The sequence below is a fragment of the Bacillus sp. IS1 genome (assembly GCF_032461585.1).
Classification (GTDB): Bacteria; Bacillota; Bacilli; order Bacillales; family Bacillaceae; genus Bacillus; species Bacillus velezensis.
The window spans coordinates 1-3,725 of sequence record NZ_JAWCWR010000016.1 but is presented as its reverse complement, the minus strand read 5'-3'; the positions used below and the strand labels follow the sequence as shown (position 1 = coordinate 3,725).

Sequence of the window (3,725 nt, the reverse complement as noted above, 5' to 3'; positions counted from 1 at the left end):
GAGCATGGCGCGGCGCTGCCGGTGCATTCCTGATCGCCCTGTAAACGCGGGGCATTTTCGCCTTCAGATGCTCTCCTGCTGGCGCCGTATCGGGACCGGCGGCCGCGGATCTCCTTCAGCAGCCAGGGCATTCCGCCCTGGTCAGAACACAAAAAGCCGGCGCCTGGTCGGCTCCGGAATCCGGTTGCCCCCGCAGCTTCGATGAGCCGCGGAGATTTCACGACGCTGCCGGTGCAGCCCTGATCGCTCCGTAAACGCGGGGCGTTTTCTTTTGGAGTACCACTCAAATATATCTATTTTATTAGGATTTAAAGGGATAGTAAAAATAAGGTTGAATAGATAACTGAGGTGATTTATTTTATGACAAGTGAAACCAATCATAGAGGAGAATATGGCTTTTTTTCAAAAGACGTGGCACATAAATTAAAAATAACACCCTCTACACTTAGAAGGTGGTCTATTGAAATGGAAAAGGCCGGCTACACTTTTACACGGAACGACCAGGATCAACGAATATATTTTCAAAATGATATTAACTGTTTAAAATCACTTCAGCAACTCCTATCATCGTCAGTGCCACTTAATAATGCTGTTAGGAGTACAGTCGCCAAAAAGGATCAACACTATAACTCCACTGAGTTACATGATAGCAATGAAAAACATATTGTCCTTTCTAGCAATGAGCTAAGACAACTGATTAGCGAACAGTTGAAAACAGCATTAGAAGAGGAAAGGGAAACATTTCTTACAATTTTAGAATCCAAAATGAATAATGAAATTGAAAGAAGAGATCGCCAACTATTAAAGGCAATCCAAGAAAATAGAGAACAGAAAAATCCCGAAATAGCAGCTGCCGTCGATTCTAAAAAAAGATCCGGTTTTTGGAAACGTTTATTTTCAAAAGCTTAGTTCATCCTTGTCCTCAGAACATTCACACCTATAAAATCCTTCTTACTCCTTTCCTTATCCAGATAAGAGCGGGCCAAAGACTAAATATCTTAACTTCGGCTGGATGGCCCTTTTTTCAACTAATCACACCAAACACTTTAATTTTCATTTGGTATTTCGTTATGTTTCTCAAGCATCAAACGAATTTCAGTTCTCAGCTTATTCAATTCCCAATTTAAAGCTTCTGAAGGAAGAGGAAGCTTCTTTAAGTCTAAAAGGAAAATAAATAGGCAAAAAGAGCTTTTCCATTCAGTAAATCTATTCTTATCTTTCGAGGCCCCTTTCGTCACCCCCAAATCACCCCCTGTAATATATACTACCAGTTGACTATTTCAAAATAAATACATTCCCCCCTCACAAGTAAGCGGTTTCTTTACTTGATAACAAACGGTCTGTAATTTTCTCAAAAACTAATATAATAATATTATGGGAGGTGAAGAAATGTTAAATAGTTTTCAAATTTTCATAGAAGCGCTGTTATCTAGGGTATCAGATATGCCCTGGTGGGCCGTTTTTATCCTTTTGTTTTTAGTAATGCTTTTATACTTAGCACAGGCGCTAAAACAAATAAAAAAAGGAGAAACTGAGTTCAAAATCAGCTTCTCCTTAAAAAAAAGATAATATGGCAAAAGGTCTGACCACCATTGGCCATGATTGTGTGCAGTTCAATTATATAATTATTTTTATCATTTATCACGATCTTATTCGTTAAAATTCATAGCCCTTTATCAAGGGCTTCTTTTCATTATAAAGTATCATGCCTCATGCAGATACTGTATTCTTAAAGTGCAGTTATTAAATTAAAGAGAGGGGATTGCCATGAACAGACAAAATATTGCTCAGGAAGCCGTTTGTGAAATGGGAAAGATAATTCAAAAACTGACACTGGACAACGTGGAAGAAATTGAAGGTGAATTATCCACCTATTTTCATTTTATTAAGAGCTTAGCTGCTTTAAAAGTATCGGTTTCTCATGAATTAGAGCCATGCTCAAAAAAAAATGTGGAACATATTCAACTAAAAGAGACAGACGAAAAAGCAAAACAGATAAATTGTTATGAATTTAAAAGACTTTTGAAAGGAGGAATTATAGAAGAGATTAATTTATATGTTCCCGAAAACATTATACGAAAACAACAATTTGAAGATGGAGATTTAATTTCAGCAGTCCATTTAGGAAATGAAAAATTTCATTTTGAGTTAATTGAAAAGGGCAAAAATCGCAAGCAAACAAACCGAATTCAATTAAATTATTGTGTTCTGTCAAATCGCGATTCTATGCTAGTTGCCTCTGAATACTTAGATAATGACGGAAAAATCAAATCCATAAAATATAATGATGCACCACATACTTTTCTTATCAATGAGGATACAAGAACAAGGGAGGACCTTGAGATCGGTTCAATTGTTGATATAGCTTATTACAGTGACAATGTAGATGTTTTCAAAGTGATATGGAAACATAATACGGATGAAATCAAACATGCTGCACCTTCTCCTTCTTCCTATTATAAAACTAAAAATCCAAAATTAGATACCACCACAATAACAAATGAATTGAACGGAAAAAAGGTACTAGTGTTAGGCGGTACCAGAACGAGTGAATTTGAAAAAGCAATAACGAGTGTCGGGGGAGAGCTCATCCATGCTTACGGCAATGAAAATACCAAGCGGCTTGAAAGTATGGTTAAAAGTTGTGACATGTTAATCACTATGAAATTAAATATCAATCATCCCACAGCAGAAAAAGCAAAAGAATTTGCAAAAAAGTATGAAAAACCATTCACTTTGACAGATAGTAGAGGAATAAGCAGTCTCGTTCAAACCGCAAAGTCTTTAGTATTAGAATGAGACCTATTAATTCGCTGGCCTAAATGGCATTGCTACCGCCTCTAATCGCGATTGTATGTTAACTAAATACTATGAGTCGCTCTTTCCGAGTGACTCATAGCCCTGTCCTTCTAGTTTGTTGACGTTAACAAGCAGAACGATTCAACTTATTTCATTCACCTTAATTAACCCTCAGTTACAGAACCTCTGCATACACTCTACCGTTTAATTTGCCAAACTCCACTTTTGCTGGAAACGAATCGATTCCATGAAGTTTCATTCCCATAAAATTTTCTATCCAACCAACTAGATCATAAGGTAAACGGTATACTACCACTTCTCCATCAGTTTCTTTAACAGTTACAATCGGTTCTCTCTGTCCTCCTAAAAATCCAACAGAAAGAACATTATATACAGTCCCCTTCTCACTTTCATTTGATAAAGCTGGTACATTTAAGACTCTGTGTTTATTAATATCTTTATAAACCTTTGCTCCTGCCTTATTCACAATAAAATCTGCCAATTCAAATCCCTCTTTTCACTCTTTGTATGAATAACTTTATCATTACTTTTCTTTTTTAGTAAGGAATATCCTTATTTCAGGAACCATCAGCACAGGAACAGCGAGGCAATAAGGGGTATACACGCTGACGGCGAAAGACACACCACGTTTACAGGGCGTTCAAGAATGCATAGGGGAATGGTTCCTCTTGGAAAGATCGTAGACCTTGCGGCAGGAGCAGCAAGACTCAGATCAGGCCAGATGCCGGCTTTTTTGTCATAGCCAGGACGGAATGCCTGGCTGCTGAAGGAGATCCGCGGCCGTCGGTTCCGATGCGGCGCCGGCAGGAGAGCATCTGAAGGCGAAAACGCCCCGCGTTTACGGGGCGATCGGGAGTGTACCGGTAGCGCCTCTGCGGTGGACTCTCCGCGGCTCATTGAAGCTG

The 3,725-nt window shown here is 38.7% G+C and carries 5 protein-coding genes; 3 read left to right on the top strand and 2 right to left on the bottom strand.

Going from position 1 to position 3,725, the window contains the following annotated elements:
* Positions 1-360 precede the first annotated feature (360 nt).
* Positions 361-909, top strand: a complete 549-nt coding sequence (locus RUW00_RS22695; RefSeq protein WP_315956823.1) for a MerR family transcriptional regulator — start codon at positions 361-363, stop codon at positions 907-909.
* 137 nt (positions 910-1,046) lie between these two features.
* Here RUW00_RS22695 and RUW00_RS22690 read toward each other — a convergent pair whose 3' ends face one another.
* Positions 1,047-1,238, bottom strand: a complete 192-nt coding sequence (locus RUW00_RS22690; RefSeq protein ID WP_315956822.1) for a hypothetical protein — start codon at positions 1,236-1,238, stop codon at positions 1,047-1,049.
* A 151-nt stretch (positions 1,239-1,389) separates the two neighbouring features.
* On the opposite strand from RUW00_RS22690, the gene RUW00_RS22685 reads away from it, so the two are divergent.
* Together RUW00_RS22685 and RUW00_RS22680 are read left to right on the top strand one after the other, a co-directional pair.
* Complete coding sequence (locus tag RUW00_RS22685; protein WP_315956821.1) at positions 1,390-1,569, top strand: hypothetical protein; 180 nt, start codon at positions 1,390-1,392, stop codon at positions 1,567-1,569.
* Between the two features lie 198 nt (positions 1,570-1,767).
* Complete coding sequence (locus RUW00_RS22680; RefSeq protein ID WP_315956820.1) at positions 1,768-2,799, top strand: DUF2325 domain-containing protein; 1,032 nt, start codon at positions 1,768-1,770, stop codon at positions 2,797-2,799.
* Positions 2,800-2,974: 175 nt separating this feature from the next.
* Here RUW00_RS22680 and RUW00_RS22675 read toward each other — a convergent pair whose 3' ends face one another.
* A complete protein-coding gene (locus RUW00_RS22675; RefSeq protein WP_315956819.1) occupies positions 2,975-3,301 on the bottom strand; it encodes a hypothetical protein in 327 nt (108 codons plus the stop codon).
* Positions 3,302-3,725 lie beyond the last annotated feature (424 nt).

Excerpts from the sequence above, each read along its gene's own strand:
- RUW00_RS22695 (WP_315956823.1), top strand. The coding sequence starts at position 361 with ATGACAAGTGAAACCAATCATAGAGGAGAATATGGCTTTTTTTCAAAA.
- RUW00_RS22685 (WP_315956821.1), top strand. The coding sequence starts at position 1,390 with ATGTTAAATAGTTTTCAAATTTTCATAGAAGCGCTGTTATCTAGGGTA.
- RUW00_RS22680 (WP_315956820.1), top strand. The coding sequence starts at position 1,768 with ATGAACAGACAAAATATTGCTCAGGAAGCCGTTTGTGAAATGGGAAAG.